The organism is Arthrobacter sp. 05T47 (genome assembly GCF_056395825.1).
The window spans coordinates 1-24,325 of the sequence record NZ_JBFTKG010000047.1; the positions used below are offsets into that span (position 1 = coordinate 1).

Consider the following 24,325-nt stretch of genomic DNA (forward strand, 5'->3'; position numbering starts at 1 on the left):
CATCCACCCTGGCCCTGGTGGGATCCACCGAAGAAGGCCAGTTCCACTAATCCCCAGCCGCCCCCTCCGCTCGCAAGCTCGCGAGGGAACCCGGCGGCCGTGGCCCCACACTCTTCCCGCCAGTTGCTCTATCACTTTTGGTCCTCATCGGCCGCCTTTGGGGACCAAAAGTGATAGGGCAACAGCGGACTTTCAAGGAGCAACTCCCATGAACAGCTTCACTGACAACTTCACCATCAACGGGATCACGCTGACCGCGCAGCCGATTTGCCGGCAGAGCGAGGTTCTTACTCCAGACGCCTTGGCCTTTGTTGCCAAGCTGCACCGGGCCACCGCGGGGCGCCGGCAGGAGCTGCTGCAGGCACGCCAGGAACGCCGCCACCAGATCTCCAAAGGCCAGGATCCGCGGTTCCTGCGTGAGACCGAGTCCGTCCGCAACGATCCGAACTGGCGCGTCGCTCCCCCGGCCCCAGGCCTGGAGGACCGCCGGGTGGAAATCACCGGGCCGGTGGACAAGAAGATGACCATCAACGCGCTGAACTCCGGCGCCAAGGTCTGGCTCGCGGACATGGAAGACTCCTCCACCCCGTCCTGGCGCAACGTSATCCAGGGCCAGCTSAACCTCACGGACGCGCTGGAACGCCGGATCGACTTCACCTCGCCCGAGGGCAAGGARTACAAGCTGCGGCCYGCCGGGGARCTGCCCACCATCGTGGTCCGKCCCCGCGGCTGGCACYTGCCGGAAAAGCACATGCTCATYGACGGCACCCCGATTGCCGGCGGCATTGTGGACTTCGGCCTGTACTTCTTCCACAACGCCCGCCGCCTGATCGCCCAGGGCAAGGGGCCCTACTTCTACCTGCCGAAGATCGAGAGCCACCTCGAGGCCCGGCTRTGGAACGACATCTTCATCCTSGCCCAGGACCTGCTGGGCATCCCGCAGGGCACCATCCGCGCCACSGTGCTGATYGAGACCATCACCGCGGCGTTCGAGATGGAGGAAATCCTSTACGAACTSCGGGACCACGCCGCGGGCCTGAACGCCGGCCGCTGGGACTACATCTTCTCCCTGATCAAGAACTTCCGCACCCGGGGCCCCCGCTTCGTGCTGCCGGACCGCGGCCAGGTCACCATGACCCAGCCGTTYATGCGGGCCTACACCGAACARCTCGTCCGGGCCTGCCAYAAGCGCGGCGCCATGGCGATCGGCGGCATGGCSGCGGCYGTCCCCAACCGCAAGGACCAGGACGCCAACGCGATCGCCTTCGAGAAGGTCCGYGCCGACAAGACCCGTGAGGCCGGCGACGGCTTCGACGGCTCCTGGGTGGCGCACCCGGACCTGGTGCCSGTCTGCCGCGARGTGTTCGACGGCGTCCTCGGCGACCGCCCGAACCAGCTCGAACGCCTCCGCGAAGACGTCACCCCGGAYGACCGCGCCCTCCTGGACATCTCCACGACCACCGGAACCATCACCGAACAGGGCATCCGGAACAACATCGAAGTAGGGATCCGCTACATCGAGTCGTGGCTGCGCGGCAACGGCGCGGTGGCCATCCACAACCTGATGGAGGACGCCGCCACCGCGGAGATCTCCCGCTCCCAGCTGTGGCAGTGGATCTTCTCCCGGGCCATCACGGACCAAGGCGATGTGATCACCCGCGAGTGGGTGGAGGACATGCTGGACGAGGAATTCGCCAGGCTGGAACGCTTCGAAGGGGACCGYTTCGCCGACGCGCGGGACATCTTCGAGGAAGTCACCCTCRSCACCGAGTTCCCGGCKTTCCTGACGCTCCCGGCCTACGACCGGTTCCTGCATGAAGCGCGCGACGGCGCCGATCCCGTCCGCGCGGCGGCCGCCCTCATCCCGGCGTAGGACCCTCGCCCCGGACCCCGGCGTAGGACCCTCGCGTAGGCCCCTCGCCCAGGACCCGGGCGCAGGACTCGGGTGTTCGACCCAATGGCCCCGGRCRACCGGGTCCGCAACGATTTCCGTTAGCTGGGCTGCCATGCCCTTCGCAACAGGCACCCCGAGATCCGGGTGGCAGCCCAGCAACGGAAGATCCCGTGCACTCGACAACGGCGTCGRGATGCCAGATTTTGATATGRCAGATAAGGCCCATGTTCCTCGCGAACATGGGCCTTATCTGTGGTTTCGACATCTTTAGTCTCGGCGCGGCAGGCCCGGGCGGTGAGATCTAGTGCGGCGAGATCTAGTGCGGCAAGAGATCTAGTGCGGCTTCGGGACCTTGCGCAGGGACAGCGCGGTGCCCAGGATGAACGCGGCCACGGAGCACAGGATCATCAGCAGCGGGCCCGTCCAGGCCCCGGATACCCCGTGCACGTAGCCCAGGAGGGTCGGCGCCACCGCGCCGAAGGAGTACCCCGTCCCCTGGACGATSGCGGACATCCGGGCCGCCGAGGCCTGGTCCCGGGCCAGCCGGATGATGGCGAGGAAGATCAGCGTGATGCCGCCGCCCTGGGCCACACCTCCGAAGGAACACCAGAGCCACCACAGTTCCGGTGCCAGCAGCAGGCCCAGCGGGACGGTGAGCCACAGCAGCCCCAGCGCGAGCCCTATCGCCGTCGTGCTGGCGAAMCGGGCCGCGAGCGGSACGCCCAGYCCGCCSACAATGGCCAGGATCTGGAAGAGCGAGGACCCTGCCCCGGCGGCCGCGGGCGCCATGCCGAGCTCGTCCGCCAGCAGGSTCGGCAGCCAGGCGGTCACCCCGTAGTAGGAGAAGGCCTGCCCGGCGAACCCRAAGGTCARRGCTGCCGTGATCCACCGGGACGTGAGCTTGCCGGCCGGMCGCCCCGGGTCCSCCGYGGGGACGGCAGCMGGAGTGAAGGCCCGCCGGCCGCCSACGGCGATCAYCCAGACSGCSAKKGCCGACAMYGCGAAGAGRCCGCTCGCGGCGATCGCGGGCCGCCAGCCCAGCAGCTCRGCCAGCGGCGCCGACACCATGGAGGTCAGGAACGAGCCGATRTTCAGCGCCGCGGTGTAYGTRCCCATCGCCGCGCCCTGCCGGGCSGGGGTGAAGTCCCGCCGGATGATCAGCGGGACCACGATGTTGCCGATSGTGATGGCSACGCCGAGGATMACGGTGCCCAGCATGACCAGGGCGCCGCCGCCGGCCGAGCGGACCACGACGCCSAARAGCACGCCGAGCAGSGTCAGGGTGATGGCGAACTCGGGGCCCAGCCTGCGCCCGGCCAGCGAGGCCAGCGGCGCGGCCAGGGCAAAGCACAGGACGGGGATCCCGGTCAGGAATCCCAGTTCCACCGGGGTGAAGCCGAGATCGGCCTCGAGTTGGGCGACCACCGGGGCCACGGCCACCAGGGGTCCGCGCATGTTCAGGGCGATGAGCCCGATCGCGAGCATGAGGAGCCAGCCGCGCGGTGCCCGGCCCACSTCGCTCATGGAGTGGGCCGTTCYCCGGCCGGCAGGCAGAAATATGATTTCATCAGTCTCATTGCTATCACGGGCGTCCGCCGCGCCRGCCGAATGTGACGCGCCCGCCGCATGTGCCGAAAGTGACGCTTCCCGGGACACCCCTAGCCCGTGGCCTGCAGGGTCGCCTCGATGACGGCGGGTGAGAGCACGTGCTGGGTGACCATCTGGCTGGCGCCGAGGATGGCGGCCTTGTCCCCGGCCCGGGACAGGCCGATCCGCAGATGMGTCGTGGCCAGGGGCAGCGAGCGCCGGTAGACCACCTCGCGGACYCCGGCCATCAGGTGTTCCCCGGCCTGGCCGAGGCTTCCGCCGATCACAATCACCGAGGGGTTCAGCAGGTTCACCACKGTGGMGAGKACGTCGCCGAGGTCCCTGCCGGCCTGCCGCAGCGCCTGGATGGCCTGCAGGTTYCCCTCCGCGACGAGGCGCARCACRTCGCCGCCGTCGTGCGCCGGCAGGCCCTGCTGCGTCAGCGCCTTGGCGACGGCGGGYCCGGACGCCAGGGCTTCGAGGCACCCGTAGTTKCCGCASCGGCACAGCACGTCATCGCCGCGCGGAACCCGGACGTGGCCGAGGTCGCCGGCSGTTCCGTTGGCCCCGCGCTGGAGCTCGCCGCTGCTGATGATGCCSGCGCCGATGCCGGTGGCRACCTTGATGAACAGGAGGTTCTCGTCCCCGGGCCAGTGCGCMGTGCGTTCGCCGAGCGCCATGATGTTCACGTCGTTGTCCACCAGTACCGGAACCGGAAGGGACCGCTGGACATGGCGAACGACGTCGAACCCGTCCCAGCCGGGCATGATCGGCGGCTTCACCGGCATGCCGGTGGCGTGCTCCACGGGRCCCGGGAGTCCGATCCCKGCGCCGGCCAGCTCYGCGGTGCTCCGGCCGGCCTCACCAAGCAGCCGCAGCCCTTCCTCGATCACACGGTCCAGGACAACMACCGGGCCGTCCGCGACGTCCTGCGCCAGCCGGCGCTCCGCGAGGACCGTCCCGCCGAGATCCGTGACGGCGATGATCACGTGCGTGGCCCCGACGTCGACCGCCAGGACKACCCGGGCGGCGGGATTGAAGGCAAAGCGCGACGGCGGCCTGCCGCCGCTGGAGCTCGCCTCCCCGGCGGGYCCCACGAGGCCTGAAACCATCAGCGCGTCGATGCGGGATGCGACGGTGGAGCGTGCCAGCCCGGTGGTCAGCGCAAGTTCCGCGCGGGTCCGTGCCCTGCCGTCGCGCAGGAGTTGGAAGAGGTCGCCGGCGCGGGACAGACTGCCGCCGGCCTCTAGGGCTGCGGACTCGGTACCGGTCGTCGAACTCATGAGTAAGTGATAGCACGAAGGCCTTCTGCATGTCACGCCACAGAAAGTTTGGAACGAAGTTTGCAACTTTTGCTTGACGCTCGTCAAAAGTATCTCTAGCTTTGGGTGTGAGCCGGATCACCGGGCCGGGCAGTCCGGCCTCCACCGGTCACTGCAGGGACTACGAAGGGTGTGGAAGTTGTCTAGCCAAGAAAAAGCGGCACTGGCGCCGCTGGGGGTGGGGATCCTGGGAGCCGGGCCCGTAACGCAGGCGATCCACCTGCCGTCCCTCGCCCGACTTCGGGACATCCTGGAAGTCCGGCACATCATGGACGTCGACCCGGCGGTAGCGGAATCCGTCGCCGCAAGGGTCGGGGCGCGCTTCAGCACCAGCATGGACGAACTGCTGGCCGATCCCGGGGTCGAGATCGTCGCGATCTGCAGCCCCCACCAGTTCCACGCCGTCCAGGTGATCGCTGCCTGCCGGGCCGGRAAGAAAGCCATCCTGTGCGAAAAGCCTTTCGCCATGAACGGCGAGGAAGCCGCAGCCATCGCCGCCGTGTCCGCCGAAACCGGTGTGCCGATCATCGTCGGCGCCATGCACACCTTCGACCCGGGCTGGCTGGCCGCGGAGRCCGCCTGGGGCGGCCTGCCGGAMCAGGTCCACACCRTCCGGTCCTCSATCGTCCTGCCGCCCAAYCCCCGSTTCGAGGACTTCGCRACCGAGATCGTGGGCCGCACTCCCCCGCCGTCGGCGAGCRCTGGCGCACCCGCCGACGATCACGCCGCTGACATTGCCGCCGAGAAGGCCAAACTGATCGGCGGCGTCATGGGCCTGGCCATCCACGACCTCCCGCTGGTCCGCCGGTTTGTCCCGGAGTTCGCGTCCGTCGAGGTGCTGCACGCCCAAACCGTCCTGCCGTTCGGCTACGTCATCTCCCTCCGGGCGGGAAACGTGGTCATTGAACTGCGCGCCGCCATGAACGGCACCTGGGAGCCGTCCTGGACCTTCGAGGCCATCGGCGATGACGCGTCGCTGTCCATCGATTTCACACCGTCCTACGTCCACGCAGGCTCGGCAACGGCCCGGATCCGGACCGCTGCSGGCACCACTGTCCTCGGCCCGTTCGGCCACAACGGTTACGAGGGAGAATGGCGCAAACTCGCCGACATCGCCCGCGGCACCGGAACGGCCCCGGACCCGGAGACGCTGATCCACGACCTGGAATTCGCCCTCGCGATCGCCGACGCCGCCGCCGCCCGCGTCGATGCCGGCGACGCCGCTTTCGAGGAGGCCCGCTCATGACAACCCCGCTTCTCGTCCAGGCCGGCCCCGACGCCGAACAAGCCGGTACCGTCRGCGCCGTCGTCGCTTCCCTGCCTGTTTCCTTCGCCCCGGCGGACGGCCGGCCCGACGTCGTCGCGGTCGCCGGCGTCCCCGGCTGGACCACCAGCGCCACCGCAGCAATCCGCAGCGGCGTCCGCGGCGTCGTCGTCGTTGATCCCGTGGCCGAAGACACCGCSGCACTGGCCGCKGCTGCAGCCGAGGCGGGCACCACCGTTGTCCTTGACCAGGTSTGGGCSGGAAACCCCGCCCTCGCCCAGTCCCGGGCCGCGGTCCGGACCGCCATCGCCGATGCCCTGGMCGACGCCGTGCTGCTGGACTCCGTRGCGTGGGGCGCCCCGGGGACCGACCCGGAGCTCCTGCTCACCCGGCACCTRGCGGCAGTCCTGGCCTGCGGCGTCGAACTGGCCGGCCTGCGCGTCATCCAGCGCAACGCCAACGGTTACACCGTGATCGGCAGCCTCCCCGGCGGCGCACCGGCAGCCCTGCAGGGGATCACCACTTCCTCGGTCCCGGCGACGGCCGCCGTTTCCATCCTGACCTCCACCGGACGGGCGGACATCACCCTGCCCGACGCCTCAGCGGGCTGGCCGGCGGAGGTCCGCTCGGTCACCTCYGACGGGGCCGCCACCTTCCCCACCATCTACGAATCGGCCCACCGCCACAGCTGGAGGCGGCTCCGCGCCGCCGTCGACTCCGGCGCCCCSGACGCCGATCTGGACCAGTTTGCCGCCCTGACCGCACTCGTCGGKCAGCTCCACGACTAACCCGMACTACTTCACCACTGCACTASTTCAACMACTGCACMWCTTCAACAACTGCACTACTTCAMTCACTGCACATCGGCACTAACTGCACCGCCAGCAACACCTTCCGCATCAACTCACTGTCGAGAAGACCGGCCCGCGACGTCGCGGACCGGWCACGAAAGGAAATCATCGTGACGATCAAGTCCTCTGTTACCTCCACCGCTTTCTCCCGCCGGGGATTCCTGGGCTTTGCCGCAGCCGCGGCCAGCGCCCCCCTCCTCGCAGCGTGCGGCGGCGGCTCCGCATCCCAGTCCGGGGGCGGCAGCGGCGTCATCAAGTTCTGGGACATGCCGTGGGCCACGCCGGCCTACAACGACGCCGCTAAGAAGATCGCAGAGGGCTACGCACCGGCCTCGGGCAACCTCAAGGCCAGCTACCAGACCATCCAGTGGGCGAACTTCTACCAGACGTTCTCCTCGGCCATCGCCTCCAAGACCGGACCGGCGGTGTCCACCGGCGGCGGCTTCCAGGCGTTCCAGTTCGAGCAGCAGGGCCAGATCGCCTACGCGGACAAGGTGGTGGAGGAACTGAAGAAGAACGGCCAGTTCGATGACTTCCTGCCGGGCGTCCTGGAGCCATTCAAGGCGGACAAGGGCTATGTTGCGGTTCCGTGGCAGCTCGACATCCGTCCGCTCTGGTACCGCAAGTCGCTGTTCGACCAGGCCGGCGTCGCGGTTCCCACCGACTGGGCGTCCCTGCTTGAGGCCGGCAAGAAGTTCAAGAGCATGGGCGCCGTCGGCTTTGCCACGGGCTCCGGCGCCGGCAACAACATCGGCAACCACCTGATGATCATGATGATGCTCAACAACGGCGGCGGCGTGTTCACCCCCTCCGGTGAGCTCGATGTCATGAACGACCGCAACGTCGAGGCCGTCGAATTCCTGCTGGAACTGGTCTCGAACGGCATCATCGACCCCGCCGCGGTCAGTTACACCTCGGACAACCTSAACGCCCAGTGGAAGAACAAGAAGGCCGCGTACGGCATGTTGACGCTGGGAGTTCCCGAGCGTGTTGGCGACACCTCCGGCGACCTTGTGGTCGCCAGCCCCATTGCCGGCCCGCACGGGGACAAGGCCGCCCTGATYTTCCCGAACAACATCATGATGTACACCAACACCCCCTCCCAGGCGTCGTCCGAGGCCTTCCTGGTGGCCTACCTGGGCCAGCTCAAGACGCTCTGGCAGCAGAAGCTCATGAACGCGCTCCCGGTGTTCAAGTCCATCACCGAGCTTCCCGAGTTCACGTCCGATCCCAACAACGTCAAGATCGTCAAGGAGTACGTGCCSATCGCGAAGACGTTCGCCGCCCAGGGCACGACGCTCAACGCCAACCTTGCCGTCCTCGACGGCGGCCAGGCCCTCAACCAGTTCACGCAGACCATCCTCACGGGCAAGACCGACGCGAAGTCKGCACTGCAGACCTTCCAGTCCGGGCTGCAATCCGTGCTGAAGAAGTAAGCGGCGCTCCAATGGCATTGACCACAGCCCAAACCGGCCTGAGCCGGGCCCGCCGGGGCGTTGCCCCCGGCGGGCCGGGGAAGCCCGTCAACCGCAAGAGCAAGCTCAGTTCGCAGACCCGCAAGACYTTCTTCTGGCTGCTGCTGCCCTCGGTCGTCCTGCTGATCCTGATCCACGGCTACCCCCTCATCTACGCCGGCATCCAGGCCACGCACGACGGCTCCCTCCTGGAGACCGGCCAGTTCGTCGGACTGGAAAACTTCGCCACSGTCCTGGCCTCCGAGGCCTTCTGGAAGGCCGCSCGCTTCACGCTGCTCTTCACGATCGTGGGCGTCTTCGGCTCCTGGCTCCTGGGCCTTGGCCTGGCCCTGCTGCTGCGCACCAAAATCCCCGCCGGCGGCACCTTCAAGGTCCTSCTGCTGCTCCCGTGGGTGGTGCCGATCGTGGTCTCCTCCACCGCCTGGAACTGGCTGGTGGGCACCCCGGACAGCCTCGTCCCGAGCATCTTCCGGAACCTCGGACTGGGCACCCCGCTTTTCCTCGCGGACCCGACCCTCGCCGCGATCACGGTCATGGTCTTCAAGGTCTGGGTCAGCTTCCCCTTCATGATGATGATGACCTCGGCAGCCCTGGCCTCCGTGGACTCCACCGTGTACGAGGCCGCCAGCATGGACGGCGCCACCCGCTGGCAGCAGTTCAGCCAGATCACCCTKCCGCTGATCGCCCGGTCCACCTACATCAGYTGGATCCTCATGACGATCTTCTGCGTCAACGACTTCCCCACCATCTACCTGCTCACCGGCGGCGGACCCGTGGACGCYACCACCTCCCTGGTGGTCCTGGCCTACCGGACCGTCTTCCAGGACTTCCAGACCGGACCCGGCGTCGCGATCGCCTTCCTCATGACCATCACCCTGGTAGTGGTCTCGGTCATCCTGTACCGCCAGATCCGAAAGTCGAGCGTCGAATAATGAGCGCAGTCCTCCACGCCCACCCCGAGTCCGGCCCCGCCCTCGGCGTCGCCGACACCGGCAAGCCCCGCCGCACTCTCTCCGAGGCAGGCCTGCGCGGCCGCTGGTGGCGGTTCACCGCCATCCTGGCCATCACCGCGATCATGCTCGTCCCGATCATGGTGACCGTCCTCCTCGCATTCACGCCCGGMCCGAACAGCACCGCCACCGGSCTGACGTTTGAGAACATCAGCAACGTGTTCTCCAAGACCCTCGCCGCGACCTGGCTGCAGAACAGCCTCATCACCACCCTYTCCACCGTGGTGGTATCGGTGGCCGTCGCCGCCCCGGCCGGCTATGTCCTCTCCCGCGGCCGGTCCAAAGCAGTCTCCGGCTATTCCCTGCTCYTGTTCGTCATGCAGTCCCTGCCCATCATCACCTCGGTGGTGCCGCTGTTCATTTTGTTCGCCGGCATGGGCCTGGTGGACAACCTGATGGGCCTGACCATCATCTACGTCGGTTCCACCATGACCGTTGCCACCTGGATGATGGCCGCCTACTTCGATTCCATCCCGATCAGCCTCGAGGAGGCCTCCTGGATCGACGGCTGCTCCGTCTTTGGCAGCTTCACCAAGGTAGTGCTTCGCAACTCCCTCCCGGGCGTGCTCTCCACCGCGATCTTCGCCTTCCTGCTTGCCTGGAATGACTACCTCGTGGCCATCGTGTTCCTGCGCTCCAACGAAATCTTCACCCTGCCCATGGGCGTCCAGTCCTTCTTCCAGCAGAACCAGACCGACTGGTCCGGGGTCATGGCCCTGGCCGTGATCATGATGCTCCCGCCCATCATCGTCTTCGCCACCCTGAACAAATACTTCAGCGTCGGCGGCATCGGCGGCTCCCTCGCCGGCCGCTAGGCCCCACACCGACTCCTCATTCACCCCGACGATTCACCCCGACGCCGGCCGCCAAGGCCGGCCCCAGACTTCCGAAACAGACTCCCAGYAAAGGAWTCCCGTGTCTTATTCACTGCAGCTGTACACSCTCCGCAACGCCATCGCCGAAGACCTGCCCGGCACCATCAAGAAAGTGGCCGAGCTCGGTTTYACCCAGGTTGAGCCCTACAACTTCGTGGCGACGGCCGCCGTGCTCGGCGCGGCGCTGAAGGAAAACGGCCTGACYGCCCCGTCCGGCCACGCCCCGCTGCTGAGCCAGGACCAGGACGAGATCTTCGCCGCCGCCAAGGAGCTGGGCATCWSCACGGTCATCGATCCSTACCTCCCGGCCGAGCACTGGCAGTCCGCCGAGGACATCCAGGCCACYGCCGCMAAGCTCAACGCCGCCGCCAAGAAGGGCGCCGAATACGGCATCCGCGTCGGCTACCACAACCATGCCTGGGAACTGGAGTCCAGCATCGAGGGCCAGACCGCCCTGGAATACTTCGAAGGACTCCTKGACCCCGARCTGGTCCTGGAAGTGGACACCTACTGGTCCGCCGTCGGSGGCCAGGACCCGGTGGCGCTGCTGAAGCGCCTCGGTGACCGCGTCAAGTTCATCCACATCAAGGACGGCCCCGTCTCCACGGACACCAAGGCTCAGCAGCCGGCCGGCCAGGGCAAGATCGCCGTCTGGGATGTCATCAACGCCGCGCAGTCCCTCGAAGTCGGCGTCGTGGAATTTGACGACTACTCCGGCGACATCTTCGACGGCATCACCCAGAGCCTGGACTACCTGAACGCCGGAGCAAGCGAAGGAGCACGGGCATGAGCACCTCTTCCACGAAGAAGGGCCCGGTGGGCATCGCCGTCATCGGCGCCGGCAACATCAGCAAGCAGTACCTGGACAACCTGACGGTCTTCCCCGACCTCAAGGTCCACGTCATCGCCGACCTCTTCGAAGACGCCGCCGAGGCGAGGGCCAAGGAATACGGCATTGCCGAATGGGGCGGCGTGGACGCCGCCCTGAACCACCCCGACGTCGAGATCATCGTGAACCTGACCATCCCCGCGGCCCACGTGGAGGTCGCCACGGCCGCCGTCAACGCCGGCAAGCACGTCTGGACGGAAAAGCCGTTCTCGCTGGACCGCGAATCCGGCCTGGGCCTGCTGAAAGCGGCCGACGCCGCCGGGCTGCGGCTCGGCTGCGCCCCGGACACGTTCCTGGGCGCCGGGCTGCAGACCGCGCGGCGGCTGATCGAGCGCGGCGACATCGGCACCCCGCTGACCGCCATGACCACGTTCCAGACCCCCGGGCCGGAATCCTGGCACCCGAACCCGGCRTTCCTGTTCCAGTACGGCGCCGGSCCCCTGTTCGACATGGGCCCSTACTACCTCACCGCCCTGGTGCAGACCTTCGGCTCCRTCCGCAAGGTCGCCGCCGTCGGGTCCAARGCCAARGAGGTCCGGGTCATCGGYTCCGGSCCCAAGGCCGGCGAGGAATTCACSGTCGAGGTCCCCACCCACGTCTCCGCCATGGCCCARTTCGAGTCCGGCGCGTCCTCCCACAGCGTCTTCTCGTTCGAGTCRCCGCGGCTGCGGATGGGCTTCGTGGAGATCACCGGCACCGAGGCCACCCTCTCGCTGCCGGACCCGAACTACTTCGACGGGGAYATCAAGCTCTGGCGSGCCGGAGACGAGGACTGGACCATCATCCCGGCCACCGGCCCCAGCCAGGGCCGCGGCATGGGCGTACTGGACATGGCACGCTCCATCCGCGCCGGCGTCCCGCACCGCGCCACCGGCAACCTCGCGTACCACGTCCTGGACACCATGGTCTCGATCTCGGAGTCCGTGGAATCGGGAACCTTCGTGGACGTCGAAAGCTCCGCRCCCGCCTCCGCAGCCCTCCCCGAGGACTGGGACCCGACCGCCTCCACACTCTAGGAACCCGCAATGAACCCCCACGAAACCACCCCCGGCCAGCCCGGCCAGCCCCCGTTGGGTGTGGCCATGATCGGGTACGCGTTCATGGGCAAGGCCCACTCGAATGCCTGGCGCAACGTTGCCAGCTACTTCGACGTCCCGGCCTTCGAACAGCGCGTGCTGGTCGGACGCGACCCCGACGGGGTGGCCGAGGCCGCAGCCAAGTACGGCTGGGCCGAGTCCGCCACGRACTGGCGCGCGGTGATCGCCCGCGATGACATCCACATCATCGATATCTGCGCGCCGGGCTGGATGCACGCAGAGATCGCCATCGCCGCCCTCGCCGCCGGCAAGCACGTCCTGGTCGAAAAGCCGCTGGCCAACACCCTCGCCGAGGCCGAAGCCATGGCGGACGCGGCCTGTGCCGCAAGGAGCCGGGGTGTGCAGTCCATGATCGGCTTCAACTACCGCCGGGTCCCGGCCCTGGCGCTGGCCCGGGAACTGATCTCCGAAGGCCGCCTCGGCACGGTCCGGCACGTCCGTGCCGCGTACCTGCAGGACTGGCTCGTGGACCCGGACTCGCCCATGACCTGGCGGCTGAACAAGGAAACCGCCGGGTCCGGGGCGCTGGGCGACATCGCCTCCCACGCGATCGACCAGGTGCTGTTCCTCCTCGGTGACCAGGTCACCGAGGTCTCCGGCCGACTCCACACTTTCACCTCGCAGCGCCCCGGCGCTGCCGGGCTGGAGGACGTGACGGTCGACGACGCCGCCTGGGCCACGCTGAGCCTCGCCTCCGGGGCCATCGCCTCGGTGGAGGTCTCCCGGGTGGCCACCGGGCAGAAGAACTCGCTCAAGCTGGAGATCTACGGYGACAAGGGAGCCCTGCTRTTCGATCTGGAGGACCTGAACGAGCTCGGYTTCCTCGACGCCACGCTGCCGGTCCGCGAGCAGGGCTTCCGCMGGATCCTGGTCAACGAACCCGAGCACCCCTACGTTGAYGCGTGGTGGCCGCARGGCCACGTGATCGGCTGGGAACACACGTTCACGCACGAGATCCGCGAYTTCCTCCTGGCGGTGGGCAACGGAACCCAGCCCTCGCCGTCGTTCGAGGACGGCCTGAMCGTCCAGCGGATCCTGGCCGCCGTCGAAGAGAGCGCCGCGGCCAAGAGCTCGCTCATCCAGCTCACCCCGTCCATCCCTGCCCCCCAGACCCCTGCCATCCAGACCCCTGCCGAAAGAGCCTGACATGCCCCGCCCCTACACCCTGTTCACCGGCCAGTGGGCCGACCTGCCCTTCGAGGAAGTCGCCAAGTTGGCCTCCGGCTGGGGTTACGACGGCCTGGAGATCGCCGTCTCCGGCGACCACCTGGACGCCTGGCGCTGGGACGARCCCGGCTACGTCGAGTCCAAGCTCGCCGTGCTKGARAAGTACAACCTCAAGGTCTGGGCCATCTCCAACCACCTCAAGGGCCAGGCCGTSTGCGAYGACCCGATCGACTTCCGGCACGARGCGATCGTCGGGGCCAAGGTSTGGGGCGACGGGGACCCCGARGGCGTCCGCCAGCGCGCCGCCGAGGAAATGAAACACACCGCCMGGCTCGCCAAGGCYCTSGGCGTGGACACCGTGGTCGGGTTCACCGGCTCCTCCATCTGGCAGTACGTCGCGATGTTCCCGCCCGTCCCGGAGAAGGTCATCGAGGCCGGCTACCAGGACTTCGCCGACCGCTGGAACCCCATCCTGGACGTCTTTGACGAATGCGGGGTCCGCTTCGCCCACGAGGTCCACCCCTCCGAGATYGCCTACGACTACTGGACCACCGTCCGGACCCTCGAGGCGATCGGGCACCGSGAGGCGTTCGGCCTGAACTGGGACCCGTCCCACTTCATGTGGCAGGGCATCGACCCCGTCTCCTTCATCTGGGACTTCAAGGACCGGATCTACCACGTGGACTGCAAGGACACCAAGCTCCGKCCCACCGGCCGSAACACCGTCMTGGGCTCGCACCTGCCCTGGGGCGACCCGCGCCGCGGCTGGGACTTCGTCTCCGCCGGCCGCGGGGACGTGCCCTGGGAATCGTCCTTCCGCGCCCTGACCGCGATCGGCTACGACGGCCCCATCWCCATCGAGTGGGAGGACGCCGGCATGGACCGGCTCCACGGCGCCCCCGARGCCCTCGCCGCGCTCAAGAAGTTCGACTTCCCKGCCTCGARCACCTCCTTCGACGCCGCCTTCAAGCAGTAGGGAYCAGTTCATGTCAGGCATYGAAACGCCCGACGGCGGCGACGGCTTTGTCCCGCTGTTCGACGGCACCAGCCTGGCTGGCTGGCGATCGGTACCCCGCGTCTATGGCACCGAGTATCCGGGCGGTCCGGCCCTCTCGGACCGCTTCGCCGCCCTGGGTCTGACCCCGCCCGTGGAACCCGAGAAGCACCCGGCCCGCTGGTTCGTCGAAGACGGCGTCCTGGTCGGCGAGCAGGACTCCCCGGGCAGCGGCTACGGCGGCTACCTGGTGAGCGAGCAGGCATTCGGCGACTTGGAACTCGTGCTSGAAATGCGCCCCGACTGGCCSGCAGACACCGGCGTGATGATCCGGCGTCGGCCAGATACCTGGGAAGGCTTCCAGGTCTTGGTGGACCACCGTCCCTCCGGCGGTATCGGCGGGTTCTTCGGCAACGGGCTGGCGAGCTTCTCCGCCGTCCCCTTCGCCGTCAACGTGGCCATGGACGCYGACGGGCGGCCCACGGGYTTGATTGCGGACAACCCGGCCACGTCGGTGGAGCCYGTCACGGAAGAAAAGCGTGCCCGGCTGAGCCACGCGGCCGACGTCGAGGACTTCCTCAACGTCTGGCGCTGGGACGGCTGGAACGAACTGCGCATCCGCTGCGTCGGCGCCCTGCCGGTCATCACCACCTGGGTCAACGGCCTCAAGATCGCCGAACTGGACACCGCTACGCTGGACTCGCCGAACTACAACCCGGCSGATGTCCTGGGAGTTCTCGGAGAGCGCGGRCACATCGCCCTCGAAGTCCACGACAACGACTCCATGTTCGGCGAGGCCCGCTGGGGCAAGGGCGCGCAGTGCCGCTGGCGGAACATCCGGATCAAGGAGCTCTGACCATGCTGCGTACCCTTCAGCCCGGCCAGCGCTGCGAGATCTGGATAGCGTCCGTCACAGGCGAATCCGAACTTGTCTACAGCACSGACGAGATCCTCCTCGAAGCGCCCAACTGGACCCTTGACGGYTCGGCCCTCATCCTCAACGGGGACGGGAAGCTGTGGCGGTTTGAGTTGCCCGGCCGGAGCATCAGCCAGGTCCCGCTGACCGGCATCCCCGACCTCAACAACGACCATGTCCTGGCGCCCGACGGCACCGGCATCTTCCTCTCGGCGAACGACGGCCACATCTACCGGGCMGCTTTGAGTGGGGGTGCGGCGGAGCGGATMACCGACGACGACGGCTCCTTCCACTTCCTGCACGGCGTCAGCCCGGATGGATCCGAGCTGGCMTACGTCGGCATCGAGGCCGGCGACTTTACGCAGCCGGGCCGCCTCAGGACCATWCCGTCCGACGGCGGCGCTACCGCCGGCGTCGATGTCGGCCCCGGCCATTGCGACGGGCCGGAATACTCGCCCGACGGAAAGTGGCTCTACCTGAACACGGAGTCCTTCAGCTCGCTCCCCGGCCACGCCCAGCTTGCCCGCGTGCAGSTWGACGGAAGCGGWTTCGRRCGCCTYCTTGAGAGCGAAACCGTCGACTGGTTCCCCCATCWCTCTCCTGACGGRCAGCTGGCCAGCTACGTCCGCTTCCCCGCCGGCACGGAGGGCCACCCCGCGGACCTGCCGGTCGASGTCGTGCTGATCTCCACCGGCGRCTGGACCGCCCCCGTCCAYACCTGGCCGCTGTTCGGCGGGCAGGGGACAATGAACGTCAACAGCTGGTCGCCGGATTCCGCGCGCTTCGCGTACGTCGCCTACCCTCTCGCCAACACCGACACACCAAAGGACCAAGCACGTGACTAATCAACCCACCGGCACCTCTGACGGCCGCATCCGCTGGGGAATCCTCGGCACCGGATTCATCGCGGGGCTGCAARCACAGGACCTGAACGAGAACGGCTTCACCGTCCAGGCCGTCGGCTCCCGGACCCTGGATTCGAGCAAGGCGTTCGCTGAAGAGTACGGYGTGGCAACCGCGCACGGCAGCTACGAGGACTTGGTGGCCGACCCGCTGGTTGACGTGGTYTACATCGCCACGCCGCACCCGTTCCATCACGCCAATGCCTTGTTGGCCTTGAATGCCGGCAAGCATGTGCTGGTGGAGAAGTCGTTCACCATGAACGCCCGCGAAGCCCAGGACATTGTTGACTTGGCGGAATCCAAGGGGCTCGTGGCGCTGGAAGCCATGTGGTCGCGATTCCTCCCGCACATGATCCGCATCCGCGAAATCATCGCGGAAGGCACTATCGGCGAGGTCCGGAAGGTGGTCGCCAGCCACAACCAGAGCCTGCCCAAGGACCCTGCCCACCGGCTGAACGATCCTGYGCTGGGCGGCGGAGCGCTGCTGGACCTCGGCATCTACCCGGTCTCCTTTGCGTTCGACATCCTGGGCACCCCGGAGACCATTCGCGCCAGTGCGTCCATGACCGCTACCGGGGTAGACCGGCAGACTGCAGCCATCTTTGAATATGTTGGCGGTCAGCAGGCCATTGTGGACTGCGRACTGGACGCCGCCAGCKCCAACCGGGCCATGGTCATCGGGACCGAAGGGTGGATCGATATCGAATCCACTTGGTACAACCCCACGCCCTTCACCGTTCATGCCGTGGATGGCAGCGTTGTTGAACGCTATGAGCAGCCTGTCACCAGCCGCGGCATGCAGTACCAGGCCGCCGAACTGGAAGGACTGGTCAGCGAAGGCGTAACCGCCGGCACCATCCTTCCGCCCCGCGAATCAGTGGCCATCATGGCAGCAATGGACGAGATCCGCCGCCAGATCGGCCTCAGCTACAACGCCGACGCCGCAACGGGGCGGAGCGCCCGTGACTGACACGGCCACATCCCGGCTCGCCGAACTGCAGCAGCACGAGGAAGAACTCGTCTTCCCCGGCTTCGACCACAACGACGCCTGGCGCCTCGGCTCACTCATCGCCTCCCGGGCCGTGGCCGCGGCCCATCCCGTGGCTATCGACATCCGGCGCCACAACCTGGTCCTCTTCCGCTGTGTCCTGCCCGGAGCCACCGCCGACCAGGAGGAATGGATCCGCCGCAAGGCGGCGAGCACCCTGCGTTTTGAACGCAGCACGGCCCTGCTCGCCGAGGAGTTCGCGTTCAAGGACTTCGACCCCACGCAGGGCGGGTGGCTCGCSCCCGAGGACTACACGCTGGCYGGGGGCTCGTTCCCCATCCGCGTCCGGGGCACGGGCGTCGTCGCCGCCGTGACGGCATCCGGGCTGTCCTCCGACGACGACCACCGGCTCGTGATCGAGGCCATCAGGSACTACCTCACGACAGTCASCGTYTAGGKSYGTGGGCACGGACTAGGGTTTTAGCCATGACGCACCAGATCAGGACAGCAACCGCGGACGACGCCGGCAGGCTGGCCGCCCTCGCGGCCATCACCTTCCCGCTGGCGTGCCCGCCCGAATCCCGGCCSGAGGACATCGCYGCGCACATGGCCAACACCCTCAGCGAGASCCACTTCCGGGCCTACCTGGCCGATCCCGACGTAACGGTGCTGGTGWTCGACGCCGACGGCGACCTCCGCGGCTACAGCCTGCTGGTGGCCCGCCCCACCCGGGACCCGGATGTGGCCGCGGTCCTGAGCGARCTGCCGTGCACCGAGCTCAGCAAGTGCTACGTCCACCCGGACCACCACGGRCTSGGCGCCGCGGCCGAACTGATGCACGCCAGCATCGGCTCGGCCGCGGAGGCCGGGGCCCGCGGACTCTGGCTCGGCGTGAACAGCCAGAACACCCGGGCCATCCGGTTCTAYGAGAAGTCCGGCTTCCGCAAGGTCGGCACCAAGTCCTTCCAGCTGGGCACCACCGTGGAGCACGACTTCGTGATGGAGCGCCGGGTCGCGCCGTGAGCGCGGGCCTTGGAGTCTGYGAGAGGCCGTGACGAAGCCGACACGCCCGCCGGGGAATGGACCCTGTGCCGCCGGAGTTATCGCCSACATGAAGATTGAGATCTGGTCCGAYGTCGCCTGCCCCTGGTGCTACATCGGCAAACGCCGTTTCGAAACYGCCCTCGCGGCCTTCCCGCACCGCGATTCGGTGGASGTGCAGTGGCGCAGCTACCAGCTGGACCCCACGCTCCCCGATCACTACGACGGCACMGARCTGGACTACCTGAGCRCGCGCAAGGGMATGGCACCGGCGCAGGTCTCGCAGATGTTCGAGCACGTSGCGGCCCAGGCCAARGGYGAGGGGCTGAACTACCGGTTCGACGCCGTCGTGGTGGCCAACAGCTTCACGGCCCACCGGCTGATCCACCTCGCCGCCGCCCACGGCCAGCAGGACGCCGCGAAGGAACGCCTGCTCAGCGACCACTTCGAACACGGCAAGGACATCGGCAGCCAGGAYTACCTGACCGCCCTCGGCCTGGATCTCGGGCTCGACGCCGGCGAGCTGGCGGAACTGTTCAGCACGGACACCTACGCYGACGCCGTCCGGCACGACATCGCCGAGGCCCGCGCCCTGGGCATCAGCGGCGTCCCGTTCTTCGTGATCGACCGGAAGTTCGGCCTCTCCGGCGCCCAGCCYGCGGARACGTTCACCGCGGCCCTGGAGCAGGCCTGGCAGGACAGCCACCCGCTGGTCATGGTGGGTGCTGCCGAGGACGCGGCCGCGGAGGCGGCCGGCGAGTGCGGCCCCGACGGCTGCCCCGTCTGAGCCCAGCCTGAACCCGGCCCTCTAGCCGCCGTCTGAACCCCGCGCTCTCCCCGCCGCCGCCGTCGAACTCGCCGGAAGCGTGCGAGTACGCCGGAAGTTTCCGGCGACCCCGCAGCTTTCCGGCGAACTCGCGGCCCTCACGGCGGTCCCCGGCCTAGAGTGAATCATGGACACATCGGCCGGCCCGGGCGGACGCCGGACCTCCCTGTTTACCGACCACTATGAGCTGACKATGTTCCAGGCGGCTCTGCACTCCGGGACGGCACACCGCCGGTCCGTGTTCCAGGCCTTTGCCCGCGGGCTGCCGGCCGGGCGCCGGTACGGGATCGTTGCCGGCACCGGCCGGCTCCTGGAGGGAATCACGGATTTCCGCTTCGACCAGGACGACSTCGATTTCATCGCCAGCACCGGCGTGGTCCAGGATGCCACGCTGGAGCAGCTGGCCGCCTTCCGGTTCTCCGGCGACATCTGGGGATATCCGGAGGGTGAGGCCTATTTCCCGCACTCCCCCGTCCTGATCGTCGAATCGACCTTCGCGGAGGCCTGCGTCCTGGAGACCTACGTCCTGTCGGTGCTGAACCATGACAGCGCCGTCGCGTCGGCCGCATCCCGGATGACCAGTGCCGCCGGCGGCAGGCCCTGCCTGGAGATGGGCTCCCGCCGTACGCACGAGGAAGCGGCCGCCGCCGCGGCCCGCGCGGCCGTGATCGCCGGCTTCGCCGGCACGTCCAACCTGGCCGCCGGGCGGCGTTACGGCCTCCGGACGGTGGGCACCGCGGCCCACTCCTTCACGCTGCTCCATGACTCCGAGCGGGACGCCTTCGCGGCTCAGCTGGCCTCACTGGGGCCCGGAACCACGCTGCTCGTGGACACGTACGACGTCGAGGCGGCGGTCCGTACCGCCGTCGGCCTCGCCGGAAATGGCCTCGGGGCCGTCCGGCTGGACTCCGGAGACCTCGTGGCCCAGGCGCGGTGGGTCCGCGAACTCCTGGACAGTCTGGGCAATGTGCACACCAAGATTGTGGTCACCTCGGACCTGGACGAATTCTCCGTCGCCGCGCTCCGGGCCGCGCCGGCCGATTCCTACGGCATCGGCACCTCGCTGGTCACCGGGTCCGGGGCGCCGACGGCCGGCATGGTGTACAAACTGGTGGGCCGCGCCGATGACTCCGGTGAGCTCGTGGCCGTGGCGAAGACGTCCCCGGACAAGATCAACATGGGCGGCCGCAAGTTCGCGGTGCGCCGCCTGGATGACAGCGGCGTCGCCACCCACGAGGTCCTCGGCGTGGGCCACCCCCCGGCCGACGGACGGACGGGGCGCCCCCTCCTGCAGCAGTTCATGAAGGACGGTGAAATCCTGCCCGGCTGGACCGGGCCGGCCGCCGTGGACCGGGCCCGGGAGCGGCACACGGCGTCCATGGCCGAGCTGCCCCGGATAGTGGACCGGCTGCAACCGGGCGAGCCGGCCATCCCCACCATCTACGAGTAAGGCCACAACACAACGGGCGGCCGCGATGACTCGCGACCGCCCGCTGTTATCGGGTGGGGCCTGGTGTTATCGGGTGGGACCTGTATCTCGTGGSACCTGGGCTYAGCGCACMGACTTCCGCTCGTAGATCGCCGTYGACCAGGCGTAGCCGSCGACCGCGATCACGACGCACCATCCGATCGCGAGCACCGGGCTCCAGCCGAGCGGGGTGCCGAGCAGCAGCCCGCGGATGGTCTCGACGAACGGCGTGAACGGCTGGTACTGCGCGAACCACTGCAGCCACTCCGGCATCGACTCGGTGGGCACGAAGCCGCTGCCGAGGAAGGGCAGGAAGGTCAGCAGGAGGGGCCAGTTGCTGGCTGTCTCCACCGACTTCGCCTGCATGCCCATGGCGACCCCGAGCCAGCTGATCGCGTACGCGATGAGCACGAGCAGGCCGGCGGCGGCGAGCCACTCGATCGGTCCCGCCGTCGGGCGGAAGCCGATCAGCAAGCCGACGCCGAGCACCAGCGCGACGGCGATGATCGCCTGGATGGTGTTGCCAAGCACGTGCCCGGCGAGCACCGCGGCCCGCGAGATGGCCATGGTGCGGAACCGCGCCGTGATGCCCTCGGTCATGTCCATCGCGACCGTCGTCGCGGTGCCGCCGGCGCTGCCYGCGATGGTCAACAGCAGGATGCCSGGCATGATGTAGGCGACGTACGCGTCCCGCCCGCCGGCCGGATCGGCACCGGGCAGTCCGGCCCCGAGCGTGCCGCCGAACACGAAGACGAAGAACAGCAGGAGCACCACCGGCCCCATGATGGTGAACACGGACAGGCCGGGGTAGCGCACCATGTGCAGCAGGTTGCGGTGCAGCATGGTCGCAGAGTCGGCGACRACGTGCGACTGCCGGCGGGTGCCGGGGGCGGCCTGGCGCTGGGCGGTGATGGTGGTCATGACTCGGTTCCCTTCGTGTCGATCCGGCCGGTGAGCGCGAAGAACACGTCATCGAGGTCCGGGGTGTGGATGCTGAGGTCATCGACGTCGACGTCGGCCGCATCGAGGCGGTCCAGCACGGTGCGCAGCGTGCCCACCCCGCCGTCGCTCGGTACGGCGAGCGCRAGCCCGGCGTCGTCGCGRGCAGACCCYTCGAGGAGCCGCGAGGCGGTCTCGAGCGCCGCGGCGTCCGCGAACCGGAGCCGGATGTGCCCGCCGGGCACCAGGCGCTTAAGTTCGTCGGGCGTCCCCTCGGCGACGATCCGGCCGCCGTCGAGCACGGCGATGCGGTCCGCGAGTTCGTCCGCTTCGTCGAGGTACTGGGTGGTSAGCAGGACGGTGGTGCCGTCCGCGACAAGGCTGCGSACAATGTCCCACATGGTGTGGCGGCTGCGCGGGTCCAGGCCCGTGGTGGGCTCGTCGAGGAAGATCACGCTCGGTGTGGCGACGAGGGTCATCGCGAGGTCGAGGCGGCGCTGCATTCCGCCGGAGTAGGTGGCGAGGGGCTTGCGCGCAGCCTCGACGAGGTCGAACTGCTCGAGCAGCTCTGCCACCCGGGCCTTGGAGCGTTTCGCCCCGAGGTGGCGCAGGCGTGCCATCAGCAGCAGGTTTTCCTCGCCGGTGAGGAGCTTGTCCACTGCGGAGAACTGGCCGGTGAGGCCGATCGCGGCRCGCACGCCGTCGTGGTTGTGAACGACGTCGTGCCCGTTGACGAACGCCGTGCCGCCATCGGGCCGCACGAGCGTGGACAGGATGTGCACGGTGGTGGTTTTGCCTGCGCCGTTCGGGCCGAGCAGCGCTGTGACGGTGCCCGCGTTGACGGTGAGGTCGACGTCGTCGAGTACGGTCTTTCCGCCGTAGGACTTCCGCAGTCCATGGACTTCGATTGCTGGGGTGTTCATGTGATTCGTTCCCTTCCGTTGGATGCCCGGGGTCACCGGGCGCGCTGGATGTGGATGTTGCCGTGCTGGGTGCGCGCACGCACTTCGACCGTCTGCACGGACGCGTCGGGAGCGCTGTCGCCAGCGAGCTCGTTGCGCACGTGCCCCTCTTTCGAGGACAGGTCKAGCCAGGCGGGGACGCCGGGCCGCACGCCGATGGTGACCTGGCCGAAGCCGCTCTCGACCTGGATGGAACCGCTTGAGACCTCTTCCAGCTGGATGCTGCCGTACGCGGTCTTCGCCGCAACGGAGGCGAGCGCCTTCGTGATTTCAAGRTCGCCGTASGAGAGCTTGGCGTCGAGGTCGCCGCCGGACTGGCCGACCATGATGGTGCCATGCGAGGCCTTKAGGATCGCGTCTCCGGTGACGGTGCCGACCCGKATCTGACCGTGGTCGGCCGTGATCTCGATCCCRCCCTCGGCGGTACCGAGGGTCGCGTTGCCGTGCGAGGCRCGCAGCCACAGGTCGCCGGTRGTGTCGACATCYACACGGCCCATGGAGCTCTTGATGCGGGTTGCGCCGAGGCGTCCCACCGTGCGCACGCCGCCGACGGCGATCTCGGCAGTGAGCCGCGACCCCGCCGGCAGTTCGACTTTCACGTCGACCGACTCGGTGGGGCCGAACCAGCTGAGGCGGGGCCGYGGGCCCACAATGGTGAGCCGCTGGCCGTCGAAGTCGACCGTGGTCTCCTCCGCGCCTCGGCGGTCGACCGYCTTCTCAGGGTTGGTCGSCGATACGGTCACGACCGTGTCGGCGCGGTCACTGGCGAAGACTTCGATCCCGCCGACCTGCAGGTTGATGGCCAGGTCGATTGGGGCGGTGGTGTTGTAAGTGGGCATGCTGAMGTTACCTTTCTCTGCGCGTGTTCGTACTACCCCGCGGGTTCGCGTGGTTGGTGGGTGGTGAGTGTGGTGGGCTGGGCGGGTTAGCGGGCCCAGCCGGCGAAGTTGTCACCGGTGCGCAGYGTGCGCTGCGCGGATCGTCGTTGCTTGGGCTGGATTGCGGCTGCGATCGCACGGACCAGCCAGGTGTTGACGGACATGCCGTCGGCCGCTGCCGCTTCGTCCACCCGCGCCTTGAGCGCGTCCGGCAGGCGGAGCGTGGTGCGCGAGGTGCTCACGTCGTCGAGGTCGACAGTCGCAGCGGGCCGCTCATCGTTGTCAGCTTCGGTGTTTGGCTGGGTAACTACRAACTCGACCTCGCGTCCGCGCAGCCGAATGTCAACCGATCCGGGTGCGAGGTCTCGCGTAATCTCGCCCGCGGCGGCCGACAGAACGTCCAGCAGCACCAGCCGCGCCGCGGCAWCGAGTCCGCCGACGAGCCGCTCGGCRACGGCGCGGGTGTCCTCCGTGCCGTTCTCCGCGGCATCCACTAGCTGGCGTTGAAGGTCGATGACGTACTGTCCGAGTTCCATGAACACCATGGTGACACCAGAGTGGTGTCACGTCAAGCATTTGTGGTGTCACTCGTTGCGGGATGTGCGTCCCCGCTGCGGTGAGGGTCGCTTGCAGGGGTGCCGTGTCCCTGCGGACGGGGTAAGAATGGGGAGATGAGATCGGCGTTGAAACGAAATCGGTCCAATGGCCGCCGCATGCTAGTCCGGGACCTGGGTCCCGCCGTCGGCGTTTGGCTCGGCGTTTGGCTGGTACTTCAGTGAGCGCGTTCGTGCTGGTACCGGGAGCGGGCGGCTCAGCCTGGTACTGGAGCCGCGTCGTTCCTTTGCTTCAGCAGGCCGGCCACGAAGCCCTGGCGGTCGATCTGCCCGGCGACGATGAAGGCGCGGGGCTCCCTGAGTACGCCCGGCTGGTTCTCGAAGCCATCGGCGGGCGCCGCGACGTGGTCCTCGTTGCCCAGTCGC

At 68.2% G+C, this 24,325-nt stretch carries 24 protein-coding genes; 18 read left to right on the plus strand and 6 right to left on the minus strand.

Annotation, left to right across the window (positions count from 1 at the left end):
• The first annotated feature begins 208 nt into the window (after positions 1–208).
• Entirely contained in the window at positions 209–1,873 is a 1,665-nt protein-coding gene (aceB, locus tag AC1DEY_RS20825; RefSeq protein WP_476869637.1) for a malate synthase A, read from the plus strand.
• Positions 1,874–2,227: 354 nt separating this feature from the next.
• On the opposite strand, the gene AC1DEY_RS20830 is transcribed toward aceB, so the two are convergent.
• Positions 2,228–3,418, minus strand: a complete 1,191-nt coding sequence (locus tag AC1DEY_RS20830; RefSeq protein WP_476869638.1) for an MFS transporter — start codon at positions 3,416–3,418, stop codon at positions 2,228–2,230.
• 134 nt (positions 3,419–3,552) lie between these two features.
• Positions 3,553–4,764: an ROK family transcriptional regulator gene (locus AC1DEY_RS20835; RefSeq protein WP_476869639.1), complete on the minus strand. Its 1,212-nt coding sequence runs from the start codon at positions 4,762–4,764 to the stop codon at positions 3,553–3,555.
• A gap of 178 nt (positions 4,765–4,942) precedes the next feature.
• Between AC1DEY_RS20835 and AC1DEY_RS20840 the strand changes: the two genes are divergently transcribed.
• The 16 genes from AC1DEY_RS20840 to AC1DEY_RS20915 all read left to right on the plus strand — a co-directional run bounded on the left by AC1DEY_RS20840 (position 4,943) and on the right by AC1DEY_RS20915 (position 20,548).
• On the plus strand, positions 4,943–6,049 hold the full coding sequence (locus AC1DEY_RS20840; RefSeq protein ID WP_476869640.1) for a Gfo/Idh/MocA family protein: 1,107 nt from the start codon (positions 4,943–4,945) through the stop codon (positions 6,047–6,049).
• Positions 6,046–6,855 (plus strand): hypothetical protein, encoded by an 810-nt coding sequence (locus AC1DEY_RS20845; protein WP_476869641.1) that lies wholly within the window; start codon positions 6,046–6,048, stop codon positions 6,853–6,855. Before AC1DEY_RS20840 ends, AC1DEY_RS20845 begins: the two co-directional genes overlap by 4 nt.
• Before the next feature lie 173 nt (positions 6,856–7,028).
• A complete protein-coding gene (locus AC1DEY_RS20850; RefSeq protein WP_476869642.1) occupies positions 7,029–8,354 on the plus strand; it encodes an ABC transporter substrate-binding protein in 1,326 nt (441 codons plus the stop codon).
• 11 nt (positions 8,355–8,365) lie between these two features.
• Positions 8,366–9,325, plus strand: a complete 960-nt coding sequence (locus AC1DEY_RS20855) for a carbohydrate ABC transporter permease (RefSeq protein WP_476869643.1) — start codon at positions 8,366–8,368, stop codon at positions 9,323–9,325.
• Complete coding sequence (locus AC1DEY_RS20860) at positions 9,325–10,218, plus strand: carbohydrate ABC transporter permease (RefSeq protein ID WP_441408011.1); 894 nt, start codon at positions 9,325–9,327, stop codon at positions 10,216–10,218. The genes AC1DEY_RS20855 and AC1DEY_RS20860 overlap by 1 nt, the downstream gene beginning before the upstream one ends.
• A 100-nt stretch (positions 10,219–10,318) precedes the next feature.
• Complete coding sequence (locus AC1DEY_RS20865; RefSeq protein WP_476869644.1) at positions 10,319–11,068, plus strand: sugar phosphate isomerase/epimerase family protein; 750 nt, start codon at positions 10,319–10,321, stop codon at positions 11,066–11,068.
• Positions 11,065–12,183 (plus strand): Gfo/Idh/MocA family protein, encoded by a 1,119-nt coding sequence (locus tag AC1DEY_RS20870; RefSeq protein ID WP_476869645.1) that lies wholly within the window; start codon positions 11,065–11,067, stop codon positions 12,181–12,183. Before AC1DEY_RS20865 ends, AC1DEY_RS20870 begins: the two co-directional genes overlap by 4 nt.
• Positions 12,184–12,192: 9 nt before the next feature.
• Entirely contained in the window at positions 12,193–13,410 is a 1,218-nt protein-coding gene (locus tag AC1DEY_RS20875) for a Gfo/Idh/MocA family protein (protein ID WP_476869646.1), read from the plus strand.
• 1 nt (position 13,411) lies between these two features.
• Positions 13,412–14,407: a sugar phosphate isomerase/epimerase family protein gene (locus tag AC1DEY_RS20880; protein WP_476869647.1), complete on the plus strand. Its 996-nt coding sequence runs from the start codon at positions 13,412–13,414 to the stop codon at positions 14,405–14,407.
• A gap of 10 nt (positions 14,408–14,417) precedes the next feature.
• Positions 14,418–15,281, plus strand: a complete 864-nt coding sequence (locus AC1DEY_RS20885; protein WP_476869648.1) for a 3-keto-disaccharide hydrolase — start codon at positions 14,418–14,420, stop codon at positions 15,279–15,281.
• Between the two features lie 2 nt (positions 15,282–15,283).
• Complete coding sequence (locus AC1DEY_RS20890; RefSeq protein WP_476869649.1) at positions 15,284–16,186, plus strand: TolB family protein; 903 nt, start codon at positions 15,284–15,286, stop codon at positions 16,184–16,186.
• Positions 16,179–17,213, plus strand: a complete 1,035-nt coding sequence (locus AC1DEY_RS20895) for a Gfo/Idh/MocA family protein (protein WP_476869650.1) — start codon at positions 16,179–16,181, stop codon at positions 17,211–17,213. The genes AC1DEY_RS20890 and AC1DEY_RS20895 overlap by 8 nt, the downstream gene beginning before the upstream one ends.
• Positions 17,206–17,688: a heme-degrading domain-containing protein gene (locus tag AC1DEY_RS20900; RefSeq protein ID WP_476869651.1), complete on the plus strand. Its 483-nt coding sequence runs from the start codon at positions 17,206–17,208 to the stop codon at positions 17,686–17,688. The genes AC1DEY_RS20895 and AC1DEY_RS20900 overlap by 8 nt, the downstream gene beginning before the upstream one ends.
• Before the next feature lie 29 nt (positions 17,689–17,717).
• On the plus strand, positions 17,718–18,254 hold the full coding sequence (locus tag AC1DEY_RS20905) for an N-acetyltransferase family protein (RefSeq protein WP_476869652.1): 537 nt from the start codon (positions 17,718–17,720) through the stop codon (positions 18,252–18,254).
• Between the two features lie 88 nt (positions 18,255–18,342).
• A complete protein-coding gene (locus AC1DEY_RS20910; RefSeq protein WP_476869653.1) occupies positions 18,343–19,059 on the plus strand; it encodes a DsbA family oxidoreductase in 717 nt (238 codons plus the stop codon).
• A 166-nt stretch (positions 19,060–19,225) separates the two neighbouring features.
• Positions 19,226–20,548: a nicotinate phosphoribosyltransferase gene (locus AC1DEY_RS20915; RefSeq protein WP_476869654.1), complete on the plus strand. Its 1,323-nt coding sequence runs from the start codon at positions 19,226–19,228 to the stop codon at positions 20,546–20,548.
• Between the two features lie 102 nt (positions 20,549–20,650).
• On the opposite strand, the gene AC1DEY_RS20920 is transcribed toward AC1DEY_RS20915, so the two are convergent.
• The 4 genes from AC1DEY_RS20920 to AC1DEY_RS20935 all read right to left on the minus strand — a co-directional run bounded on the left by AC1DEY_RS20920 (position 20,651) and on the right by AC1DEY_RS20935 (position 23,881).
• Positions 20,651–21,487 (minus strand): ABC transporter permease, encoded by an 837-nt coding sequence (locus tag AC1DEY_RS20920; protein ID WP_476869658.1) that lies wholly within the window; start codon positions 21,485–21,487, stop codon positions 20,651–20,653.
• Positions 21,484–22,428 (minus strand): ATP-binding cassette domain-containing protein, encoded by a 945-nt coding sequence (locus tag AC1DEY_RS20925; protein ID WP_476869655.1) that lies wholly within the window; start codon positions 22,426–22,428, stop codon positions 21,484–21,486. Before AC1DEY_RS20925 ends, AC1DEY_RS20920 begins: the two co-directional genes overlap by 4 nt.
• Positions 22,429–22,460: 32 nt before the next feature.
• On the minus strand, positions 22,461–23,306 hold the full coding sequence (locus AC1DEY_RS20930; protein ID WP_476869656.1) for a DUF4097 family beta strand repeat-containing protein: 846 nt from the start codon (positions 23,304–23,306) through the stop codon (positions 22,461–22,463).
• Between the two features lie 86 nt (positions 23,307–23,392).
• The gene (locus AC1DEY_RS20935; RefSeq protein WP_476869657.1) at positions 23,393–23,881 is read right to left on the minus strand and encodes a histidine kinase; all 489 of its coding nucleotides are present in this window, start codon (positions 23,879–23,881) and stop codon (positions 23,393–23,395) included.
• Between the two features lie 251 nt (positions 23,882–24,132).
• Here AC1DEY_RS20935 and AC1DEY_RS20940 point away from each other — a divergent pair.
• Positions 24,133–24,325, plus strand: a 193-nt coding sequence (locus tag AC1DEY_RS20940) for an alpha/beta fold hydrolase (RefSeq protein ID WP_476869659.1), incomplete at its 3' end; no start/stop codon positions are given.